This is a genomic window from Flavobacterium sp. ZE23DGlu08, from assembly GCF_030505335.1.
GTDB lineage: Bacteria > Bacteroidota > Bacteroidia > Flavobacteriales > Flavobacteriaceae > Flavobacterium > Flavobacterium algoritolerans.
On the sequence record NZ_CP130045.1, the window covers coordinates 3,589,343 to 3,613,397 of the forward strand.

Annotated in this window: 13 protein-coding genes; 11 read left to right on the forward strand and 2 right to left on the reverse strand. The window is 34.2% G+C overall.

The window, feature by feature from the left end:
• Window positions 1-269: 269 nt before the first annotated feature.
• Window positions 270-2,363, forward strand: coding sequence for an alpha-L-fucosidase (locus tag Q1W72_RS15695; protein WP_302136317.1), 2,094 nt, complete (start codon window positions 270-272; stop codon window positions 2,361-2,363).
• A gap of 152 nt (window positions 2,364-2,515) precedes the next feature.
• The gene (nagB, locus tag Q1W72_RS15700) at window positions 2,516-4,429 is read left to right on the forward strand and encodes a glucosamine-6-phosphate deaminase (protein ID WP_121342286.1); all 1,914 of its coding nucleotides are present in this window, start codon (window positions 2,516-2,518) and stop codon (window positions 4,427-4,429) included.
• A gap of 161 nt (window positions 4,430-4,590) precedes the next feature.
• Here nagB and Q1W72_RS15705 read toward each other — a convergent pair whose 3' ends face one another.
• A complete protein-coding gene (locus Q1W72_RS15705; RefSeq protein ID WP_121342285.1) occupies window positions 4,591-5,304 on the reverse strand; it encodes a LytTR family DNA-binding domain-containing protein in 714 nt (237 codons plus the stop codon).
• Between the two features lie 65 nt (window positions 5,305-5,369).
• A complete protein-coding gene (locus tag Q1W72_RS15710; RefSeq protein ID WP_302136320.1) occupies window positions 5,370-6,428 on the reverse strand; it encodes a sensor histidine kinase in 1,059 nt (352 codons plus the stop codon).
• A 128-nt stretch (window positions 6,429-6,556) separates the two neighbouring features.
• On the opposite strand from Q1W72_RS15710, the gene Q1W72_RS15715 reads away from it, so the two are divergent.
• From Q1W72_RS15715 to Q1W72_RS15755, 9 genes are all read left to right on the forward strand, one after another.
• Window positions 6,557-8,800 carry a GH92 family glycosyl hydrolase gene (locus tag Q1W72_RS15715; protein ID WP_302136322.1) on the forward strand — a complete coding sequence of 748 codons (2,244 nt, stop codon included), beginning with the start codon at window positions 6,557-6,559 and terminating at the stop codon, window positions 8,798-8,800.
• A gap of 44 nt (window positions 8,801-8,844) precedes the next feature.
• Window positions 8,845-10,722 (forward strand): sodium:solute symporter family protein, encoded by a 1,878-nt coding sequence (locus tag Q1W72_RS15720; RefSeq protein ID WP_302136324.1) that lies wholly within the window; start codon window positions 8,845-8,847, stop codon window positions 10,720-10,722.
• A gap of 92 nt (window positions 10,723-10,814) precedes the next feature.
• Complete coding sequence (locus Q1W72_RS15725; RefSeq protein WP_302136325.1) at window positions 10,815-11,780, forward strand: glycoside hydrolase family 130 protein; 966 nt, start codon at window positions 10,815-10,817, stop codon at window positions 11,778-11,780.
• Window positions 11,781-11,787: 7 nt separating this feature from the next.
• Window positions 11,788-12,855 carry a carbohydrate-binding family 9-like protein gene (locus Q1W72_RS15730; RefSeq protein ID WP_302136326.1) on the forward strand — a complete coding sequence of 356 codons (1,068 nt, stop codon included), beginning with the start codon at window positions 11,788-11,790 and terminating at the stop codon, window positions 12,853-12,855.
• Window positions 12,856-12,862: 7 nt separating this feature from the next.
• Window positions 12,863-13,981 carry a putative glycoside hydrolase gene (locus Q1W72_RS15735; RefSeq protein WP_302136328.1) on the forward strand — a complete coding sequence of 373 codons (1,119 nt, stop codon included), beginning with the start codon at window positions 12,863-12,865 and terminating at the stop codon, window positions 13,979-13,981.
• Between the two features lie 3 nt (window positions 13,982-13,984).
• Complete coding sequence (locus Q1W72_RS15740) at window positions 13,985-16,228, forward strand: GH92 family glycosyl hydrolase (protein WP_302136330.1); 2,244 nt, start codon at window positions 13,985-13,987, stop codon at window positions 16,226-16,228.
• Between the two features lie 9 nt (window positions 16,229-16,237).
• Complete coding sequence (locus Q1W72_RS15745) at window positions 16,238-19,384, forward strand: glycoside hydrolase family 2 TIM barrel-domain containing protein (protein WP_302136332.1); 3,147 nt, start codon at window positions 16,238-16,240, stop codon at window positions 19,382-19,384.
• Window positions 19,385-19,389: 5 nt separating this feature from the next.
• On the forward strand, window positions 19,390-21,705 hold the full coding sequence (locus Q1W72_RS15750; protein ID WP_302136335.1) for a beta-N-acetylhexosaminidase: 2,316 nt from the start codon (window positions 19,390-19,392) through the stop codon (window positions 21,703-21,705).
• Window positions 21,706-21,708: 3 nt separating this feature from the next.
• Window positions 21,709-24,030 carry a GH92 family glycosyl hydrolase gene (locus Q1W72_RS15755; RefSeq protein WP_302136336.1) on the forward strand — a complete coding sequence of 774 codons (2,322 nt, stop codon included), beginning with the start codon at window positions 21,709-21,711 and terminating at the stop codon, window positions 24,028-24,030.
• The last annotated feature ends 25 nt before the right edge of the window (window positions 24,031-24,055 follow it).

Consider the following 24,055-nt stretch of genomic DNA (forward strand, 5'->3'; position numbering starts at 1 on the left):
ATATCCCATCCTATGAAAAAGGAATCGCATTAGTTTTTTGTGTTACTTTTTTTAAATCGGTACTACTAACTGTAAAGTAGTATGAGCACTGTATTGTAAACAAAGTTGTTAGATAATTTCTATAGAATTCTTTTATCTTGTGAATGCCTCTGATTATCCCAAGACTCTCTTAAAATAGGTGTTGGTCGAAAAAGTTACAATTAGAATAATAAATTAGTTTAACATTGTACTGCTGCAAGTTTGATAACAGAATATTAATTACAGTTGCCATGAAAAATGTTTTACTAATACTAAGTTTTTTTTGCATAATACCAATAATTAGCTGCCAGGAATTGGTAAAATCTCCTGAAGCATTTGGTCCGTTACCAACACAAAAACAATTGGATTGGCAAGAAATGGAATCGTATGCTTTTGTCCACTTTTCGTTAAACACATTCACTAATAAAGAATGGGGTTATGGCGACGAATCTCCACAATTGTTTAATCCTACTGCTTTAGATGTGCGTCAATGGGCTCGAGTGGCTAAGGAAGCTGGAATGAAAGGAATTATATTAGTGGCTAAACACCATGACGGATTTTGTTTATGGCCATCGGCATATACAGAACGCTCCGTGAAAAATTCTCCTTGGAAAAAGGGAAAAGGCGATGTTGTCAAAGAATTAGCAGCCGCTTGTAAGGAGTATGGTCTGAAATTAGGACTGTATCTTTCTCCTTGGGATAGAAATCATCCGGAATATGGCAAGCCAGCCTACATTACCTACTTTAGAAATCAACTAAAAGAATTGTTGACTAATTATGGGGATGTTTTTGAAATGTGGTTTGATGGTGCCAATGGTGGTGATGGATATTATGGTGGAGCCAATGAAACAAGAAAAATAAATACACTGGAATATTACAATTGGGACGAAACGTATAAATTAATCTATAGTATAGCTCCCAAAACATTAGTTTGGGGAATTGGACCTTCGGAAGCACGATGGATTGGAAATGAAGAAGGATATGCTAATGAAACAAACTGGAGTCTTTTACGTCAAAAAGATGAGTTGGCTGGTAAAGTTCATTATACCGAATTTATGTCAGGACATGAAAATGGTGAAAAATGGGTGCCGGGAGAAACAAATGTATCTATACGTCCAGGTTGGTTTTATCATGCTGTAGAAGATGATATGGTTCATTCTATAGATAAAATGGTCGATATTTATTATCAATCTATAGGTCGTAATTCAAATCTGTTGTTAAACCTTCCTCCAGATAAAAGAGGATTAATTAATGAACATGATGTCGCAAGGTTAAAAGAGTTCTCTGCAATTATTAAGGCTGATTTTAAAACTGAATTATTAGTGAAAACAAAGGTATCAGCCGATAATATTCGAGGCAATGACACTAAATATGCAGCTGCTACAGTAATCGATGGCGATAAAAATACCTATTGGGCTACTGATGATAACGTAAAAACAGCATCTATCACCTTTGAATTTGATAAGCCAACACCCATTAACCGAATCTTGCTTCAAGAATATATAAAACTGGGACAACGGGTTAAGGCATTTACTGTTGAAGCTAAAGTTGATGGAGAATGGAAAACTATTGCTACTGAAACTACTATCGGTTATAAAAGGATTCTAAGAACCAATAGAGTTACAGCTTCGGCACTGAAAGTAAATATTACAGCTTCTAAAGCGTGTATTCTTATTTCGAATATTCAAGCTTTCAACGCGCCTACTTTTGTGAGAACTCCAGAGGTAAAACGAGATAAAAATGGTGAGGTTACTATCAAATCTGAAGAAGGAAACAATATTTATTACACTCTTGATGGCTCTAATCCATCAGTGAAGAGCCTATTGTATACAGAACCATTTAGATACAATAAAGCAGTTGAAATAAAGGCAGTTGCGATAAACAAAGCAGAAAACAGAAGCAGTTCCATAAAAAGAGCTAAGTATGGGATTTCTAAAGAAAAATGGAAAATAGTTACTGCCTCAAGCGGTGATTTGAATACCGTGAATCGAACTATAGATGGTAATCCAAATACAGATTGGAGTTTTGGAAGCGATAGTAATAAACTTCCTCAGGAAATAATTATTGATATGGGAGTTTTACTTCAAATAAAGGGATTTACCTATGTCCCGCAACAAGTAGGGAATACTCTTAATTTAATTGCTAATTACGAATTCTATACCAGTACAGATACTATAAACTGGACTAAACAATCTGAAGGGGAGTTCTCAAATATTAAAAACAATCCTATAGAGCAGCTGAAATTTTTTACTGGAGTTAAGACTAGATACCTGCGTTTTGTGGCTAAATCAGCAGTAGAAAAAGGACAAACTGTTTCTATTGGTGAAATAAATGTTATTGAATAACATTACGTTAGACTGAATTATTATATAAAAACAATTTTAAGTTTATAATTATGTCTTTTGCCGAAGGCTACTAGCTGTTAGTCGAATTTTTGATAGTTAAAGATTTATAAATACTTAATTTTATTTTAATTAATTAAAAGAATAACTGGCAAATGATTAAAGAAGGTATAAGTTTTAAAGAAGCAGGAAAGTTTGAAGAAACCCGTTTTGAGAAAATTCACAATGTTATTTTCGATTCATCTCAAGAGGCTTCTGTATTAGTTGCACAAGAAATAGCAAATATAATTCAAAGAAAAGAAGAATTAAAGGAACCTTGTGTTTTAGGGTTAGCAACTGGATCTTCACCAATAAAAGTATACGAAGAACTGGTTAGATTACACAAAGAAGAAGGTCTGAATTTTTCTAATGTAGTGACCTTTAATTTAGATGAATATTATCCGATGGATAAGGATAACATTCAGAGTTATTATCAATTTATGCATGAGCATCTTTTTAATCATGTAAATATTCCTTCGGAAAATATTAATATTCCTGACGGAAAAGTAAGTAATGAAGATTTACATCAATATTGTATCGATTATGAAATGAAGATTAAATCCTTAGGAGGATTAGATTTTCAGCTTTTAGGTATTGGTAGAACAGGACATATAGGATTTAATGAGCCAGGATCTCACGTTAATTCTGGAACACGAAGTATTACCCTTGATCATTTGACACGTATGGATGCGGCATCTTCCTTTTTAGGGATAGACAATGTGCCTAGAAAAGCAATCACAATGGGTATTGGCACGGTAAGAAATGCCAAAAGAATTGTGCTTCTTGGTTGGGGAATCAGTAAAGCGGGAATCATAAAAAAAACCATCGAAGGAGAAATTTCTTCCCGAGTACCAGCCACTTATTTGCAAGAACATAGCAATACAACATTTGTTTTAGATACTGAGGCTTCATCGGAATTAACAAGAGTAAAAACACCGTGGTTAGTTAGGCCGTGTATATGGTCAGATGAATTAAAACTAAAAGCGGTGGCATGGTTGAGTGAATTAACTAAAAAACCTTTCCTTAAATTAACTGATAAAGATTATAACGATAACGGTATGTCCAGTCTTTTAACCGAGGAGGGAACTGCATATGATTTAAATATTAAAATGTTTAATAAAATGCAGCAGACCATCACCGGCTGGCCAGGAGGAAAACCTAATGCAGATGATACTTACCGACCGGAGCGTTCCACCCCGGAAAGAAAGAGAATTATTATTTTTAGTCCACACCCGGATGATGATGTTATTTCTATGGGAGGAACTTTTGACAGACTGGTAGAGCAGGGGCATGATGTACATATTGCTTATCAAACTTCAGGAAATATTGCAGTTTCAAATGAAGAAGCTTTAAAATTTGCTGAAATTTCGATGGGATTAAACAGCAACTCCAGTGAAGCAGAAAGTATCATAAACTTTTTGAAGAGTAAAGCGAATAATGATATTGATTCATTAGAAGTCAGAAAATTAAAAGGATTGATTAGAAGGAGTGAATCTTTGGCAGCGACCAGATATTTAGGTTTATCGGATTCAAATGTAAATTTTCTGGATCTCCCTTTTTATGAAACGGGTACTGTAAAGAAAAATAATCTTTCTGAAGTTGATATTGCTATTATGTGTGCTATTATTGAAAGGATAAAACCACATCAAATATACGCTGCAGGAGATTTAGCAGATCCGCATGGAACCCATAAAGTTTGTTTGGATAGTTTGTTTGAGGCTTTAAAACGAGTAAAACATAACAGTTACATGGATGATTGTTGGGTATGGTTATATCGTGGAGCTTGGCATGAATGGGAATCATATCAAATCGAGATGGCAGTTCCTATGAGTCCAGATCAAGTGCTTAAAAAACGTCATGCTATTTTTTATCACCAATCTCAAAAAGATGGAGTTATGTTTCAAGGAGATGACAGTAGAGAGTTCTGGGTGCGTGTTGAAGATAGAAATCGATTAACAGCAAAGAAATATCATGATTTAGGATTAGCAGATTATTCGGCTATTGAAGCGTTTAAACGATATTATTTTTAATTTGTTTTATTGTTTTGTACAAACAGTAAGTTATTAATATGGTTTGTTTGGTTGGTCACCTGTTTGTTGAAAATGCAACCTTTTTGGTTGCATTTTTTTGTTTATTGTAGAGAAATACAGATAATCAAGATAGAGTACAATTTCTTTTAATACAGTAAATATTAAATAGAGGAATTTAAAATTTTTTGTTTTACATCATCAATATAAGATCTTCCTATTACATATCTAAGGCCTTCTATTTCAATACTATTTCCTTCAACCGCATCAATTTTATCAATAGCTATGGTATAGGATCGGTGTATTCTTATGAAGTCTCTTTCAGGTAATAAGTTGGTAAAATCAGATAGTGTGCTGTGAATGATGTATTTTCCAGTTAAAGTATTTATTTTCAAGTAATCTTTTAAGCTTTCGATGACCAAAATTTCATTTAAAAAAATTTTCTTCATTTTCTTTTTGTCTATTTTAACAAAAATGAATGGGTTTTCTTTGCTGTTTTCCGGAATAACTTTACTGGTATTGTTGAGTCTTTTGTTAATCTTGTTTACCGCTTTCATCAATCGGGGAAACTCAATCGGTTTAACTAAGTAATCCAAAACATCGAGTTCGTAAGTTTCTATTGCAAATTGATCGTATGCACTGGTAATAATTAGCAAAGGTGGGTTTTCTAAACTTTTTATAAAATTTATACCATCTAAAACAGGCATATTAATGTCTAGAAAAATCACATCAATTGTATTGTTTTTTAAGAAATTTAAGCCTTCTATTGAATTACTAAAGGTGTTTATTAATTCTAAATCTTCAATTTGCTCAATGTAATTTTTAATAACGTTAATCGCCAATGGCTCATCATCAATAATCAAACACTTTATTTTCATTTCTATTTTATTAGTTTTAGGTCGAAATAATTGAGTGGGGATAGTTTAAAAAAAGATAAGCTACATTACGATACTTTAATTATTAGCTTCACGACAAAATTATTCTTTTTATTCTTAAAAGAAAGCTTATAGTCATTTATATTATACCCTAATGCAATTCTTTTTTTTACATTTTCTATTCCAATACCGCTTGATATGTTTAAATTATCTTTATGTTTTGTAATGGTAGGCATTGGGTTTGAAATGGTAAAATGAAGAAAATCCTCTTTAATGTTAAAGTTAATATCAATTTTTACTTTTCCGGTATTTTTATTTACGCCATGTTTAAACGCATTTTCAACAAAAGTCAGCAATAAAATAGGGGCTATTTCCTTATCGTGAATATCACCGGAGATAGCTATGTTTACTTCTAATCGGTCATCATTTCTGATTCGCTCTAAATCCAGGTAGTTTTGAATGCAGAGTATTTCGTTTTCTAAAGTTTGTCTCTTGTTTTTAGTTTCATAAAGCATATAACGCATTAACTCCGAAAGCTTTAAAATTATTTTGGGTGTTTTAGTGGATTTTTCAACCGATAAAGAATAAATGTTGTTCAGCGTATTGAAAAAGAAGTGTGGAGAAATTTGTGATTTTAAGAAAAGCAACTCTGTTTCTAATTGTGATTTTTCAAGATCGGTTACTCTTTTTTGTTCCTTCAAAAAGTCTAATGTAATTTTAATTGCCGTAACAAATGTAATTACATAAAGTTCCCCCATCATCATATCAATAGTATAGTTCAGCGATAATTTATCAATAGTTTCGGGTCCTTCAGGCCAAACATTATGGGTTATGAGTAAGTAGGTGAGGTTGAATTTTATAAAGACCATAATAAATATGGCTGATAAAACAGCAAGTATGTATAACAGGTATCTTTTTCGGTAAACCAAATACGGCATAAGAACTAAAATATTCAAATACGTTAAGGTCATGTGAATAGGAAATCCTAATAAATTTGTTTTCAAGGAGTATAAATAATCATTGAAATAGCTTCCCCAACGAAATGTGTTGAATAAAAAATAGGTTAGCCAAAAGATAATGTGGTAATGTAATGGTATTCGGTATAGTTTACTGCTGTTGAAAATCATGATGGAAGGAAAGTATGGTTTGTTACTATTTTTTTGATGTTTAGGTTAGTTTATATGTTATCCGTCTAAATTAATTTTAACAGACGTTAAATTTATATAAATTTAAAATTAAATTAAGATTGTTTGATATGAAGAATTTTTCCTTGCTTATTTTGTTTGTAATTTTAATTACAAGTTGTAAAATAAAGATAAATAAAAATAACCTCCAAGAAGATATTTTTGTTGACCATGTAAATCCTTTTTTAGGTACCGGAGGTCATGGACATACGTATCCGGGAGCAACTGTTCCTTTTGGGATGTTGCAAGTAAGTCCTGATAATGGTGTCTCGAGCTGGGATTGGTGCTCTGGTTATCATTATTCAGATTCGATTGTGGCAGGTTTCAGTCATTTGCATTTAAGCGGAACCGGTATTGGAGATTTGACCGACATCTTATTTATGCCAACAAATAAAAAAGTTGATTTAACTGTAAAAACAACTTCTCGCGATCAGCTTCCTTATAAATCATCGTACAGCCATGCTAACGAAAAAGCTTCTCCGGGTTATTACCAAGTTTACCTTGAAGATCCTAAAATTAATGTAGAGTTAACATCGACCCAGCGAACTGCCTTTCATAAATATACTTTTGCAAAAGAAGATAAACAAGCTGTTGTCATTGATCTTGGTTTTGCAATTAATTGGGACAAAGCCTTAAAAACGGCTCTTACAATTGAAGATAAGTATACCATTAGTGGGTATCGTTTTAGTACCGGATGGGCAAAAAATCAAAAAGTGTTTTTTGTGGCAAAATTTTCTAAACCTATTTCCGAATCCGTATTAACAGCCAATCAAAAAATAGTTTCAGGCACTGCATCTGAAGGAGAACATACTACAGCACAATTGTTTTTTGATGCTGCCGGCAGTGATGAGGTATTGGTAAAAGTCGCATTATCCTCTGTTAGTATCGCTAATGCAAAAGACAATTTAGAAACGGAGAGCTTCAATTTTGAAAATGTAAAAGCAAAAGCAACCACTACTTGGAACACGGCTTTAAATAAAATTACTGTAGAAACTCCGGTAGATTCACTCAAAACAATATTTTATACTGCGATGTATCACACGCAATTAGCGCCTGTGACGTACAGTGATAAAAATGGGCAATTCAGAAAAGAGAATGACGAAATTGTTACGGCTAAAAATTACACTGCCTATTCTTCTTTGTCGCTTTGGGACACTTTTAGAGCCGAAAATCCTTTATTGACTTTAATTGCTCCAGATAAGGTTTCAGATCTTGTGAATTCTATGTTAGCGTATTATGATACTAAAAAAATATTACCCGTTTGGACGCTTTATGCTAACGAAACCAATACAATGACAGGATATCACTCAATTCCAGTAATTGTAGATGCTTATAAAAAAGGAATTAAAGGTTTTGATGCCGAAAAAGCCTACACTGCGATGAAAACAACCATGATGCAAGACGAACGTGGATTGAATTTGTATAAACAATACGGGTTTATTCCTTATAATTTGTTAGACGAGTCGGTTACCATTACGTTAGAATATGCTTATGATGACTGGTGTGTAGCACAAATGGCGAAAGCGTTAGGGAAAAATGAAGATTATCAATTTTTTCTAAACCGTTCCAAAGCGTACCAACATCTATTTGATCCAAAAACGGGATTCATGAGAGGAAAATCAGCAGATGGTAAATCATGGAATGAACCTTTTGATCCCAAACATTCAAACCACAGAGAACAAACGGACTATACCGAAGGAAATGCATGGCAACACAGCTGGTTTGTACCGCAAAATGTAGAAGATTTTATTTCGTTACACGGAAGTAATGAACTTTTTGCAAAACGTTTAGAACAGTTATTTACTGAAAGTTCAGAGATTACAGGTAGTAATGTATCAGCTGATATTTCAGGATTGATAGGGCAATATGCACATGGAAACGAGCCAAGTCACCACATTGCTTATATGTTTAATCGCGCTGGTCAACCTTGGAGAACACAATATTGGGTACGTCACATTTTAGATACGCAATACAATACCACACCAAACGGATTAAGCGGAAACGAAGATTGCGGACAAATGTCGGCTTGGTATGTATTTAGTTCTATGGGATTGTATCCTATGAATCCTGCTTCGGGAGAATACGAAATAGGAAGTCCAATTTTCGAAAAAGCAACAATCAATCTTCAAGACGGAAAAACGTTTGTAATTGAAGCCAAAAATGTTTCAAATAAAAACTTTTATATCCAGTCAGCAACGCTTAACGGTGTACCATTTAATAAAACAGCCATTACGCATCAGCAAATAGTACAAGGTGGAATTTTACATTTTGTGATGGGCTCTGAACCTAATAAAAACTGGGGTTTAACAAAATAACCAATCAACTAACCAAATTAATTAACTAATAAATAAATATATTAATGGATATTATTGACGTATCAATCATCGTAGCTTATATTCTACTATCGGTAGGAATAGGAATTTGGATTTCAAGAAAAGCATCAAAAGGATTAGATGACTATTTCCTTGGCGGAAAAACAATCAAATGGTATTTCTTAGGTCTAAGTAATGGATCAGGAATGTTTGATGTTTCAGGGACTTCCTGGATGATTGGAGTATTATTTTTATACGGTGTAAAAAGTTTCATGTTTATGTGGCTTTGGCCAATTTGGAATCAGATTTTTGTGATGATGTTTCTGGCTGTTTGGATAAGAAGATCGAAAGTTATGACAGGTTCCGAATGGATTTTAACTCGTTTTGGAAGCGACAGAGCCGGAAAAGCATCGCATATTATTGTTGCCATTTTCGCCATCATTTCTACCATTGGTTTTATTGCTTACTTTTTTGAAGGAATTGGGAAATTTGTAACCATCATTCTTCCTTGGGATTTAACGCTTCATTATGGAGATTTAATTGTATTGACTTCAGAACGTTCTTATGCTTTGATAATTATACTTTTAACTACGATTTATACCGTTAAAGGCGGAATGTTTTCTGTAGTGGCGACAGAAGTGGTTCAATACATCATTATGATTATTGCGGGTGTTTTAATTGCAGGTTACGCTTTTATCAACTATTCAGAAATGCAGATTAATTCGGTTATTACCGAGGAATGGAAAAATGTGTTCTTCGGATGGCAGTTTGAAACCCAATGGAGTGATAAATTTCAAACCTTCAATAGTTTAATAGATTCTGAAGGATACAAAATGTTTGGTGCCTTTATCGGAATGACTTTGTTCAAAGGTTTCTTTGCCAGTGTTGCAGGACCAACGCCAAGTTACGATTTGCAACGAATTCTTTCTACAAAATCAGTAAAAGAAGCGGCTTACATGAGTGGTTTTACCAACTTAATTTTATTCATTCCAAGGTATTTATTAATTACAGGAATAGTAGTAATCGCTTTAATGAATTTAGCACCAGAATTAAATGCAAATACTGATTTAACGGGAGCAGACTTAGAATTATTAATGCCTAAAGTGGTTAATTTATACATTCCTGTTGGAATTAAAGGAATTTTATTAGCCGGTTTATTAGCCGCTTTTATGTCTGGATTCTCCGCTTTTGTAAATGCAGGTCCAGCTTATATTGTAAATGATATTTATAAAAAATACTTCAAACCCGTTGCAACAAATGCACATTATATCAAAGTGAGCCAAATTTCTTCTTTCTTGGTTGTTGGTTTAGGTGTTTTCATGGGATTTTTTGCTGATTCCATTAATTCACTAACCTTGTGGATTACAAGTGCATTGTACGGAGGTTATGTGGCTGCCAATTTCTTAAAATGGATTTGGTGGAGATTTAACGGTTGGGGTTATTTCTGGGGAATGTTTGCCGGATTAATTGTAGCTTCTTTCCAGTTTGTTTTAGGTCAAAATAAAGGAAACTTTGCACCGGGATCATTTTTATATGATTTATCAGAAGTGCAGGCGATTTATTTATTTCCAGTGATATTTGGTTTTTCTATTTTGGGTTGTCTTTTAGGAACCTTTTTAAGTAAACCAACAGATATTGAAGTATTGAAATCTTTCTACAGCAATGTAAGACCTTGGGGATGGTGGAAACCGGTTTATAAATTATTAAGAGAAGAAGATCAGACTTTTGAAAAAAATAATGATTTCTGGAAAGATATGATGAATTGTGTAATCGGAATTGTATGGCAGTCCAGTATGATTTTGCTTCCAATATTCTTCATTATCAAAGATTATCCAAAGGCTATTATAGCATTAATAGTATTTTTAGTGACAACAACAATCCTAAAATTCACTTGGTTGGATAAAGTTCGAAAAATAACAGACTAAGAATTACCACAACTTTGTCAAAATTTTGAACTTTGACAAAGCTTTAAAAAATAAAGAATAAAAAATAAAGTTTAATAATTAAGAAAGAGATAATGAGTACAATTCCTTGGCAAGACAGACCCGCAGACAGCAACGAAGTAATTTGGAGATATTCTAATAATCCAATTATTGACAGATATGCTATTCCATCATCAAACAGTATTTTTAATAGTGCAGTAGTTCCTTTTGGAGATGGATTTGCAGGTGTTTTCAGATGTGATAACAAAGCAGTTCAAATGAATATTTTTGCCGGTTTTAGCAAAAACGGTATCGATTGGGATATCAATCATGAGCCTATAGTAATGCAGTCCGGTAATACTGAAATGATTGAATCTGCTTATAAATATGATCCTCGTGTTGTTTTTATTGAAGATCGGTATTGGATAACTTGGTGTAATGGTTATAATGGACCAACAATTGGTATTGGTTACACTTTTGATTTCAAAGAATTTTTCCAATGTGAAAATGCTTTTTTACCTTTCAACAGAAATGGCGTTTTGTTCCCACAAAAAATAAACGGAAAATACGCCATGTTAAGTCGACCAAGTGATAATGGACACACTCCTTTTGGCGATATTTGGATCAGTTATAGTCCGGACATGAAATATTGGGGTGAACACCGTTGTGTGATGAAACCAACTCCTTTTGAAGACAGTGCGTGGCAATGTACCAAAGTTGGAGCAGGACCAATCCCTATTCTTACAGATGAAGGCTGGTTGATGTTATACCACGGAGTTATCAATACTTGTAACGGTTTCCGTTATGCGATGGGAGCAGCTATTTTAGATGAAAATGCACCAGATCAGGTAAAATACAGAACGCAACCGTATTTATTAGGGCCAGCAGAAATTTACGAGCAAGTAGGAGATGTTGGTAATGTTGTGTTTCCTTGTGCCGCTTTACATAGTATAGAAGAAGATAAATTAGCTGTATATTATGGCGCAGCAGATACCGTTGTAGCTATGGCATTTGGTAAATTAAGTGAAGTAATTCAGTTCACAAAAGATAATAGTTTATAAAAAAAGCATGCGTATAAAATTTAAATGGTTAACGGTCGCTTTAGGATTTCTGTCCATCATTGGTTATTCACAATCAAAAAACGGAATTGTGCCCAAAAGTTATGTGGCGTATAAAACGACAGAGAAAATGATAATCGATGGAGATGAATCTGATGCTTCATGGGCTAAAGTAGATTGGTCTGATCCTTTTATAGATATCGAAGGAATCCAAAAACCAAAGTATGGTACGAAAGTGAAAATGCTTTGGGATGAAACCAACTTTTATATTTTAGCAAAGCTTGAGGAACCACACGTTTGGGCAAACCTGAAGCAACGCGATACCATTATTTTTTATAACAATGATTTTGAGGTTTTTATTGATCCGGATGGTGATACTTTTAATTATTATGAATTAGAAATCAATGCTTTAAATACAGCTTGGGATTTATTTTTGTCAAAACCATATCGTGAAAATGATAATGTGGTTTTGAACGATTGGAACATCACGGGTTTAAAATCGGCAGTAAAAATCAACGGAACCCTTAATAATCCCAATGACACCGATGGAGGTTGGGTACTGGAAATGGCAATTCCTTGGGCAGCTTATAGAAAATCCTATAATGAAAAAAATGTGCCGGCAGATAATTTTTGGAAAGTCAATTTTTCCAGAGTTAATTGGCAACATACGGTAACCAATGGAAACTACGAGCGCAAGAAAGATGCAGCTGGAAAATTTTTACCGGAGTACAATTGGGTTTGGTTGCCCATGGGAGTTATAAACATGCACGAACCTGAAAAATGGGGCTATGTTTATTTTTCTTCCAAAGCAGGAAAAGACAGTTTTACAATTCCAGAGGAAGATAAACTAAAATGGGAATTGTTTACTTTGTACCGAGCTCAAAAAGAGTATTATCAAAAACACAAAGCATGGGCGACATCTTTAGAAAGCCTTACTAAAGAATCCATTCGTGTTGAAAATAAAATTTTAAAACCGATACTGGAAAATCATAAAACAGGTTATACTATTTCGGTAAAAAGTCCTTTTTCAAATAAAACATTAATTATTAGACAAGATGGTAAAATTATATCAAACTAAATCAGCTATGAAGCTAACGAAATTATTTGGTGTTGTACTGGCACTAACGTTCATTTCTTGGGTAAGCAAAGAGGAAAGTAACAAGGAGCATCTAGCTGCTACAACTGGAGTTACAAAAACGCCTTTCGAATTTGGGGTTTGGATTACTGCCGATGCCAAAAGATCAAATGAGGAATACACTCAGGAATTTCAAAAATACAAAAGCGCTGGGATTGATGAGGTTTTAATAAACACGGGAACAGATCCAAAACTTTTAAAAAGATTAGTGCCAATAGCCAAACAAAATGGGTTAAAAGTACATGCTTGGATTATGGCCATGAACAGACCGGGCGATCCAGTAGCGCTTCAACATCCTGATTGGTATGCGGTTAGTAAAGAGGGAAAATCTTGTTTTGATACGCGTCCGTATGTTGATTACTATCAGTGGTTGTGTCCTACAAGAAAAGAATCCAGAAACCACATCTTAGGTTTGGTTGAAGAATTGGCAAAAGTTGATGGTATCGAAAGTGTACACTTAGATTACATTCGTTTTTCAGATATTTTCTTGCCGATAGGTTTACTTCCTAAATATAATTTGGTTCAAGAGGTAGAATTGCCTCAATTTGATTTTTGTTATTGTGATGTTTGTATTAAAGAATTTGAAAAAATTCATCATAAAAATCCAAAAAACAGTCCCAATACGTCAATTGACATGGAATGGAAAAACTTTAGATTGAATGCTATAAAAGCAGTGGTTGATGATGCTTACAAAATTGTACACAAGTATAACAAAAACTTGACAGCAGCTGTTTTTCCTTATCCTGAAATGGCAGATCATATGGTGCGTCAACGTTGGGATAAATGGGATATTGATGAAGTGTACCCAATGATTTACCATGGTTTTTATAATGAAGAAGTGGACTGGGTTGGTTATGCTACAAAACAAGGTGTAACTGATTTAAAAGGAAAACAAACAAAGGTTAATACCGGCGTTTATTTACCGGCTTTTCAAACGGGAGAAGAATTGAAAGCAGCTATTTTATTAGCCAAAGAAAACGGCGCTAAAGGAGTTACTTTTTTTGATGGCCCGGCATTAACAGCAGATCAATTAAAAACGATTAAAGAAACCAAAGCAAGTTTAAAATAAATAATGAAGAAACAGTATCTGAAATATATACTATTTGTATTGCTTTTGTCTAATTGCGGACTACATAAAAATCATGTTCAATTAACTAAATTAACTGATTATGTAAACCCATTCATTGGTACAGCTGGTCCCGGAAATACATATCCCGGAGCAACTGTGCCTTTTGGAATGGTTCAATTAAGTCCGGATATTGGGATACCAGGTTGGGACAGAATTGCAGGATATTATTATAAAGATTCCATTATTTCCGGATTTTCCCACATGCATTTATCGGGAACTGGCGCGGGTGATTTATACGATATTTTAGTAATGCCCACCAACAGCAGATTTTCAAAACGAATTAAAGACAATAACTTTATACCGTTTTCCAGATTTTCACATGATAAAGAAACAGCAATTCCAGGATATTATGCTGTAGATTTATTAGATTTTGGAATTAAAGCAGAACTCACAACAACAGCACGAACAGGGATTCACAAATATACTTTTCCTAAAGATGATGCATCACAAATTCACATTGATTTGGGCTATGCCTTAAATTGGGATGCGCCTACAGAAACCTATATCAATGTTGTGAATAAAACTACTATTGAAGGCTATAGAAAATCTACAGGCTGGGCCAAAGAGCAACGCGTGTATTTTGTAATAAAACTTTCAAAACCGTTTAAATCCTATCAGATTTTCAAAAATGATTCGCCTACAACGAATCCTTCAAAAGCAGTTAAAACCAAGATAGTTTTAAATTATAATACGGTTGATGACGAAGAAATAGTTTTAAAAACAGGACTTTCTACAGCAACTATTGCGGGAGCTTATAAATCTTTAGCAGTAGAAACTTCCGATTTTAATTTTGAAAATTATAAAGCAAAAGCTTCGGCTCTTTGGGAAAAAGAACTGCGTAAAATTCAAATTGAAACACCGGACGAGACTAAAAAGAAAATCTTTTATACGATGATGTATCAATCGATGTTAGCCCCCACGTTGTTAAGTGATACTAACGGAGATTACAAAGGCGCGAATGGCAATATAGAAAATGCCAAAGGCTTTGATCGATACGATACGTTTTCGTTATGGGATACCTATAGAGCGGCGCATCCATTGTATACTATTTTGCATCCAAAACGTGCTTCGAGTATGATCAATTCTTTATTGGCACATTATAAGGAAACAGGATTATTGCCCGTTTGGTCAATGCAAGGAAATGAAACGAATATGATGATAGGCAATCACGCAATACCTGTTATTGTTGATGCTTATTTTAAAGGAATTGAACATTTTGACACTGCATTAGCATATAAAGCGTGTATAGAAAGTTCTATGGTTAATTCAAGACAATTAGACAGTTATAAAACATTAGGTTATGTGCCTGTTGATGAACATAATGAAAACTGGTCAGTTTCAAAAACGCTCGAATATGCCTATGATGATTGGTGTTTGGCACAATTTGCCAAAGCATTAGATAAATCAAGAGATTACGACTATTTCTTGAAACGTTCTGAGAACTGGAGAAACATGTACGATTCTGTAAGTACATTTATGCGTCCAAAATCGAAAAACGGGGAATTTATAAAAGACTTTATCCCAAAAGAATATACGCCTTATTTCTGCGAAAGCAATGCATGGCAATATTTTTGGTCCGTGCCTCAAAATATTGAAGGTTTAATAAAGGCGGTGGGCGGAAATCTAACTTTTGAAAAAAAGCTAGATACCATGTTTACCTTAAATCCATTGCCGGAAGACAAACTGCCTATATTTAGTACAGGAATGATTGGGCAATATGCACACGGAAACGAGCCGAGTCATCACGTGGCTTACTTGTATAATTATATTAATGAACCTTGGAAAACGCAAAAGTTAGTTAGGGAAATTTTAGAAAGTCAGTATAAAAATACTCCTAATGGACATTGCGGAAACGAAGATTGCGGACAAATGTCGTCTTGGTATATCTTTAGTTCTTTAGGTTTTTATCCCGTAAATCCAGCCCAAGGAATTTATAGTTTTGGCTCGCCATTATTTGACTCAGCCACGATTAATTTAGAAAACAATAAAACATTTGTTGTTCAAACAAAAAACAACGGCAATGAGAATATGTACATCCAATCTATTGAATTGAATGGTAAAAAAATAGATAGAAACTACATCACGCACAAAGAGATTACACAAGGAGGAACCTTAATTTTCACAATGGGTAAACTTCCAAATAAGGATAAGAGTACCATGGCATTATCTTCGGAAGTGTTCAATTAAAAAAAAGTAATGAAAAAAACGGCATTCATATTGACATTTATACTGGCTTTTGTAGCATCCTCTAAAGCGCAAGAAAGTGTTCCGTTTTGGTTAAATGAAAAAATCAACGAGGAAAACAGAGTTCCAATGCACGCTTCTTATTTTGTTTTCGAAAACGAAGCATTAGCAACAAAAAATAATTGGAAACAATCTGAAAACTATCTGGATATAAATGGATTATGGAAGTTTAAATATGTAGAAAGCCCAAATGATTTACCAAACGGATTTGAGAAAAGTACTTTTGATGATACTGCTTGGGATACCTTTAAAATCCCTGCCACTTGGGATGTAAATGGGTATGGTTTTCCGGTTTACACCAATACGACTTACGATTTTGCTAAATATATAACGATAAATCCACCTTTGGTTCCTGTAAAATACAATCCCACAGGAGTGTACAGAAGAGAAATCACTATCGATAAAAGTTGGGAAGGAAAAGATATTTTTCTTCACATCGGTTCAGCAAAATCAAATCTTACCGTTTGGGTAAATGGCATTTATGTCGGCTATGGCGAAGATGGTAAATTACCTCAGGAATTTAATCTCAATGCCTTTTTAAAAACGGGAAAAAATACCATTACCCTAAAAGTGATGAAATGGAGTGATGGTTCGTATTTAGAATGTCAGGATTTTTGGCGAATGAGCGGTATTACCAGAGAATCGTATTTGTATGCCAGAAATAAAGCACATCTTAAAGATTTTGAAATCATTCCGGATTTAGATGCTTCTTATGTAGATGGCACTTTGAAAATTGTAACTCAGTTTTCTGATTTAAATAAAAAAGACAACTATACTTTAGAAACGCAACTAAAAGATAATGAAACACTTATTGTCACTAAAAGTTTCAAAATTAATGCTGAAACTAAGAAATTAGCTTTTGATTTGGTTGTCAATAATCCAAAAAAATGGTCGGCTGAAATTCCGAATCTGTACCAAATCAATTTTATTTTAAAAGATAAAAAAGGAAATGTAGTAGAAGTGATTCCTCAAAATGTTGGTTTTCGAAAAGTAGAAATTAAAGGCGGACAATTATTGGTAAACGGGAAGCCGGTATATATCAAAGGCATCAACCGTCAAGAAACAGATCCAACTACTGGACAAACGGTTTCTAGAGAGCGAATGGAGGAAGATATAAAAGTGATGAAGCAATACAACATCAATGCACTCCGAATGTCGCACTTTCCTAATGATGAATACATGTATGAATTATGCGATAAATATGGGATTTATGTTGTGGATGAAGCCAATTTAGAATCGCATGGAATGGGATATGATATTGCCAAAACATTGGGTAATAAATCCAATTGGGAACTGGCACATTTGCAACGTATTACCAGAATGGTCGAAAGAGATAAAAATCACCCATCGATTATTATTTGGAGTATGGGGAATGAAGCAGGGAATGGCTACAATTTTTATCGAGCGTATTTATGGCTGAAAGATAGGGATGCTTCAAGACCCATTCAGTATGAAAGAGCTTCTTATGCCGCATGGGATGGGAAAAACTTAAAATTTGATTGGAATTCAGATATTATCGACCCACAATACAGTGCTCCAACTGCAATGGAAGAATATATTCAAGCCAATCCTAATCCGGAAAGACCTTATATTCTAAGTGAATATGCTCATGCGATGGGGAATTCTTTAGGGAATTTTAAAGAGTACTGGGATGTTATCAGAGCGCATGGGAATTTTCAAGGCGGTTTTATTTGGGATATGATAGACCAATCGATTTATAAGAGAAGAGAGGACGGAACTGTTGTTTTTGCCTATGGAGGTGATTTTGGTCCAAAAGATGTCCCAAGTGATAATAACTTCTTGAATAATGGGATATTTAATCCGGAGCGACAACCCAATCCACATGCTTTTGAAATGCGAAATGTGTATCAAAACATTTTAACGTCTTGGGCGTCTTCAGAAACAGCAACCATAAAAGTTTTTAATGAATTTTTCTTCAGAAATATAAACAATGTGAGCTTGCATTGGAAATTAGTACTTGATGGGGTAGAAACTATTAGTGGTACGATTGATACTTTAGACATCAATCCGCACCAATCTAAAAACTATGTTTTACCGATTAATTTAGAAGGAAAACAGTATAAAGAAGCTTTTATAAATGTGAGTTATCATTTGAAACAAGAAGAACCTTTTTTGCCTCAAGGATTTGAAATTGCTACAGAACAACTTCACTATAAAGGAAATTGGAAAAACGATATACGAATTGAAGGTGTTGCCAAAATGCTGGTGCAAAAATCTACCAATAACATTGTTTTTAAAAGCGATAACACCGAAATCACTTTCGATAAAAAAACAGGTTTTGTATCCGGATATACATTCCACAATCAGCCTATTTTGAAAGAAGGGTATCAATTGCGTCCTAATTTTTGGAGAGCGCCAAATGATAATGATTTTGGAGCTGGATTACAGCATCGACTTTTGCCTTGGAAAACAGCCATGCAAAACCCTACATTACTAAGTTGGTCTTATTCTAATACAAAAGACAACAAATTTTTGGTAAAAGCCACCTATAGTTTGCCCGAAGTCTCTTCTGAATTGGTTTTGAACTATGAAATTAATAGCAATGGGGAACTCAGTGTTCAGCAAGTAGTAAACATCGATAAAACTAAAGAAGTAATCATGTTGCCTCGTTTTGGAATGGAAATCGTATTGCCAAAAGACTTCAATACGATGCAATATTATGGTAAAGGACCGCATGAAAATTACCTTGACAGAAATTACAGCGCTCCAGTTGGTCTTTACAATCAAACGGTTTCAGAGCAATATTATCCGTATATCCGTCCGCAGGAAACAGGAAATAAAACAGCCGTAAGATGGTTGAATTTATCTAATGAAAAGCTACAGATAAATGTTCAATCAGATGATTTATTGAGCATTACAGCGTTACATGTTCTAACGGAAGATTTAGATGATGGATTAGAAAAAAATCAAAGAAATGCGGCTGATATCAAAGAAAGAGATTTAACAAGTCTTAAAATTGATTACAAACAAATGGGCGTAGGTGGGATTGACAGCTGGCAATCTTGGCCTATGGAAAAATACAGACTTTTGGATAAAAACTACCAATATCAATTTAAAATAACACCTTCTTTAAAATAATTAAAATGAGAATATTAAAATCAATCCTTGTCGCTGTCTTACTGATAAGTTGCTGTTTTAGTCAAAAAATGGTAGCACAAAAAGATATTAATCTATTTCCAAAGCCAGTAAATTTGGTTCTTAAGGAAGGCGTTTTTCAGTTTTCTAAAAACACCAAATTTGTAGTAAATAATGATTCTCAAAAAGAAATAGCAACTGCTTTAATTAGTAAATTTGGACAGTCAGCAGGTTGGATTCCGGAAATTTCTACTAAGATTCCAAAAAGTAATTACATTCAATTCAAAGTAAATGAAAGCCTCAAGAATGAAGCTTACAAACTGGAAGTAACGACCAAAAGCATTGTGATTTCGGCCAAAGGAAATGCCGGTTTTATTTACGGTTTAGAAAGCATACGACAATTACTTCCTACGGCTATTGAAAGTAAAAAACTGGTGTCTAATGTAAAATGGGAGATTCCAAGTGTTATCATTACTGACGAGCCTCGTTTTCAATGGAGAGGATTAATGCTAGATTTATCGCGTCATTTTTTCGATAAAAACTACATAAAAGAAACCATCGATCGTTTGGCAATGCTTAAAATGAATGTGTTGCATTTGCATTTAGTTGACGATCAAGGTTGGAGAATTGAAATTAAAAAATACCCAAAATTAACTGAAGTTGGTGCTTGGAGAGTGAATCAGGAGAACTTGATTTGGAACTCGAGACTTGCTGTAAATCCGGATGAAAAAGGGACTTACGGAGGGTTTTTGACACAAGAAGAATTGAAAGAAATTGTAAAATATGCCCAATCAAAAAATATAGAAATCATTCCGGAAATAGAAATGCCTGCTCATGTTAGTTCTGCAATTGCTTCCTATCCGGAGTTAGCTTGTTTCAATCAACGCATTGGAGTGCCATCAGGTGGAGTTTGGCCTATTACTGATATTTATTGTGCCGGAAAAGAAACTACTTTCGAATTTTTACAAAATGTATTGGATGAAGTCATGACTATTTTTCCTTCAAAATACATTCACATTGGAGGAGACGAAGCCACTAAAACCAATTGGAGCAAATGTCCTCATTGTCAAAAAAGAATCAAAGAGGAAGGCTTGAAAGATGTGAATGAATTGCAAAGCTATTTTGTAAAAAGAATGGAAAAATATATCAATTCTAAAGGCAAAAAAGTAATAGGTTGGGATGAAATTTTAGAAGGTGGTTTAGCTCCAGATGCAACTGTAATGAGTTGGAGAGGGACAAAAGGCGGTATTGAAGCTACAGAACAAGGACATAACGTAATTATGACTCCGGATTCTCATTGTTATTTTAATTTTTATCAAGGGCCTCAAAACGAAGAACCTCTAGCTTTTGACGCTTATCTTCCGTTGCGTAAAGTATATGATTTTGATCCTGTTGTAGATTCCATGACTCCTAATCAAGCCAAACATGTTTTGGGAGGTCAAGCCAATTTATGGGCAGAATATCTTTCTAATCCCGATGATTCTGAGTATATGATTTTCCCGAGATTAGCCGCTTTGGCGGAAGCCGTATGGAGCCCAAAGGAAGCGCGTAATTGGAATAATTTTATTGATAGATTACCTTATTTATTAGAACGTTATGATTATTTAGGAGTTAATTATGCTAAAAGTGCCTACTTGGTAACGGCTTCATATACCGCTGATTTAGATAAAAAAACAGTCAAAGTGGCTTTGAAAAATGAGTTGCAAAAAACAGATATTCGTTATGTTTTGGGTGATAAAAGTGTCGTTGAAAAGGCTTCTAAATTTATTGATCCTATAGCAATTAATGAAACGACTATTGTAAAAGCTTCATTATTCGAAAATGACAAACCAACAGGCAAAACGTTTATCGATACGATTCAATTTCACAAAGCATTTGGAAGTAAATTAAAGTTTAAATCTCCGTATAATGATAATTATAAAGGCGATGAACCATTAAGTTTGGTTAATGTCATCAGAGGAAGCAAAAACTTTCATGATGGGCAATGGCAAGCTTGGTTGGTCAATGATATGGAAGTAGTTGTTGATTTAGAAAAGACGCAAACTATAAGTCAAGTAACAGTTGGTTCAATTGAAAATCAAGGAGCTGGAATTTATTTTCCAACGGCAGTAAAAGTGTTGGTTTCAGCTGATGGAGTGACTTATAAAGAAGTGCAACAAGTGCTGCGTCCATTTGCTATAAATTCAAATTCGGAGTTGAAAGATTTTAAAATTAAATTTGACAAACTCAACATCAGATTTGTAAAAGTAATTGCGACTAATTTGAAAAAGAGCCCAAAAGGAGAAGATTCCTGGTTGTTTATAGATGAAATTTTAATTAATTAAGAAATGAAGTATTTAAAAATTGTACCGGTTTTTGTGGGACTACTGTTTTTTTCGTGTTCCAATAAAAATATTGAACTTATAAAAACGGCAGACAAAACAACAAATGTTGTTGATTATGTGAATCCATTAATGGGCACCGATTCTGATTATAGTTTATCAAATGGGAATACCTATCCAGTGATTGCGACACCTTGGGCCATGAATTTTTGGACACCAATGACTTCTAAAATGGGAGATGGTTGGGCATACAAGTACGATGCCAATAAAATTAGAGGAATCAAGCAAACGCATCAGCCAAGTCCTTGGATCAATGATTATGCTGCGTTCTCATTGATGGCAGTAACAGGTGATTTAAAGTTTCAGGAAGACGAGCGCGAATCTTGGTTTTCTCACAAGGCTGAGATTGCTAAACCCTATTATTACTCGGTATATTTAGCCGATTATGATGTGCTTGCCGAAGTGGCACCCACAGAAAGAGCGGCCCAATTTAAGTTTACTTTTCCGGAGGCTAACAAATCTTATATCATGTTAGATGCCTTTTTTAAAGGATCGATGGTAAAAATTATTCCGGAGCAACGTAAAATCATTGGATACAGTCGCAATAATAGTGGTGGTGTTCCAGAGAATTTTCATAATTATTTTGTTGCAGAGTTTGATAAAGATTTTGAAATCAATCATACTTGGACAGATGGTTGGAAATTAATAGAAAATTCAACTTCCAGCACAGGAAAACACGTTGGCGCGATCATAGGTTTTAAAACTAAAAAAGGAGAAGTTGTACATGTAAAAATTGCGTCATCTTTTATCAGTCCGGAACAAGCCCAATTAAATTTATCGAGAGAAATTGGCTCCGATTCTTTTGAAGAAACAAAAGAAAAAGCAAAACAAACTTGGGAAAAAGAATTAAGTCGAATTCAAGTTGAAGACGATAATGTTGACAATCTAAGAACTTTTTATTCCAGTTTATACAGAGTATTGCTTTTTCCAAGAAAGTTTTATGAATTTGACAAAAGCAATAATGTGGTGCATTACAGCCCTTATAACGGGAAAGTAAGCGCTGGATATATGTTTACAGATAATGGGTTTTGGGACACTTTTAGAGCTGTTTTTCCATTTTTTAATATGATGTACCCAGAATTAAACAGTCATATTATGGACGGACTTGCCAATACTTATAAAGAATCTGGTTGGTTGCCGGAATGGGCAAGCCCTGGACATAGAGATTGTATGGTGGGTTCAAATTCGGCTCCCATAATTGCAGATGCTTTTTTGAAAGGTTCTAAAAATAAAGATGCTGAATTGTTATTGGAAGCCATGTTGAAAAACGCTACTATTGAAGAGGGAAGACCTGTAAGTTCTGTAGGTAGAGCTGGTTTAAGTTATTACAATAGTTTAGGTTATGTTCCTTATAATGTTGGGGTTAATGAAAATGTAGCGCGAACTTTAGAGTATGCGTATGCTGATTTCACCATTGCTAAAATGGCCCAGAAACTAGGAAAAACAACCATCGCTGATACTTATCTCAAGAAGTCGTTAAACTATAAAAACGTATTTGATACATCAACAAATTTGATGAGAGGAAAAAATAAAGAAGGTGATTTTCAAAGTCCTTTTAATCCTTTGAAATGGGGTGATGCATTTACCGAAGGCAACAGTTTGCATTACACATGGTCAGTATTTCATGATATTCAAGGGTTAATGGATTTGATGGGTGGGAAAGAGAAATTTGCTTCAAAATTAGATGAAGTATTTCAAATGCCACCAACTTTTGACAATTCTTATTACGGTCAAACCATTCATGAAATTAGAGAAATGCAAGTGGCAAACATGGGGAATTATGCACATGGAAATCAACCAATTCAGCACATGATTTATTTGTACAATTATGCCAATCAACCGTATAAAGCACAATCAAGAATACGCGAAGTACTGACTAAATTATATGCTGCTACTCCAGACGGGTATTGTGGAGATGAGGATAACGGACAAACATCGGCTTGGTATGTGTTTAGTTCGTTAGGTTTTTACCCTGTTACGCCAGGAGTAAATCAATATGTGATAGGAAGCCCGTTATTTAAAAAAGCCACTATTCATTTAGAAAACGGGAATACGTTTGAAATTGGTGCCAAAAACAATTCGAAAAGTAACTTTTACATTCAATCCGCAAGCTTAAACGGAAAAGGATATTCCAATAGTTTTTTAAATTTTGATGACATTCAAAAAGGAGGAAAATTAGAGTTTAATTTGGGAGATACTCCAAACAAAGATTGGGGAAGCAAACCTGAAAACGTTCCTTATTCTTTAAGTAATGAATTAAAAAATTAGGTATTAGCATAGAAAATACAAGCAT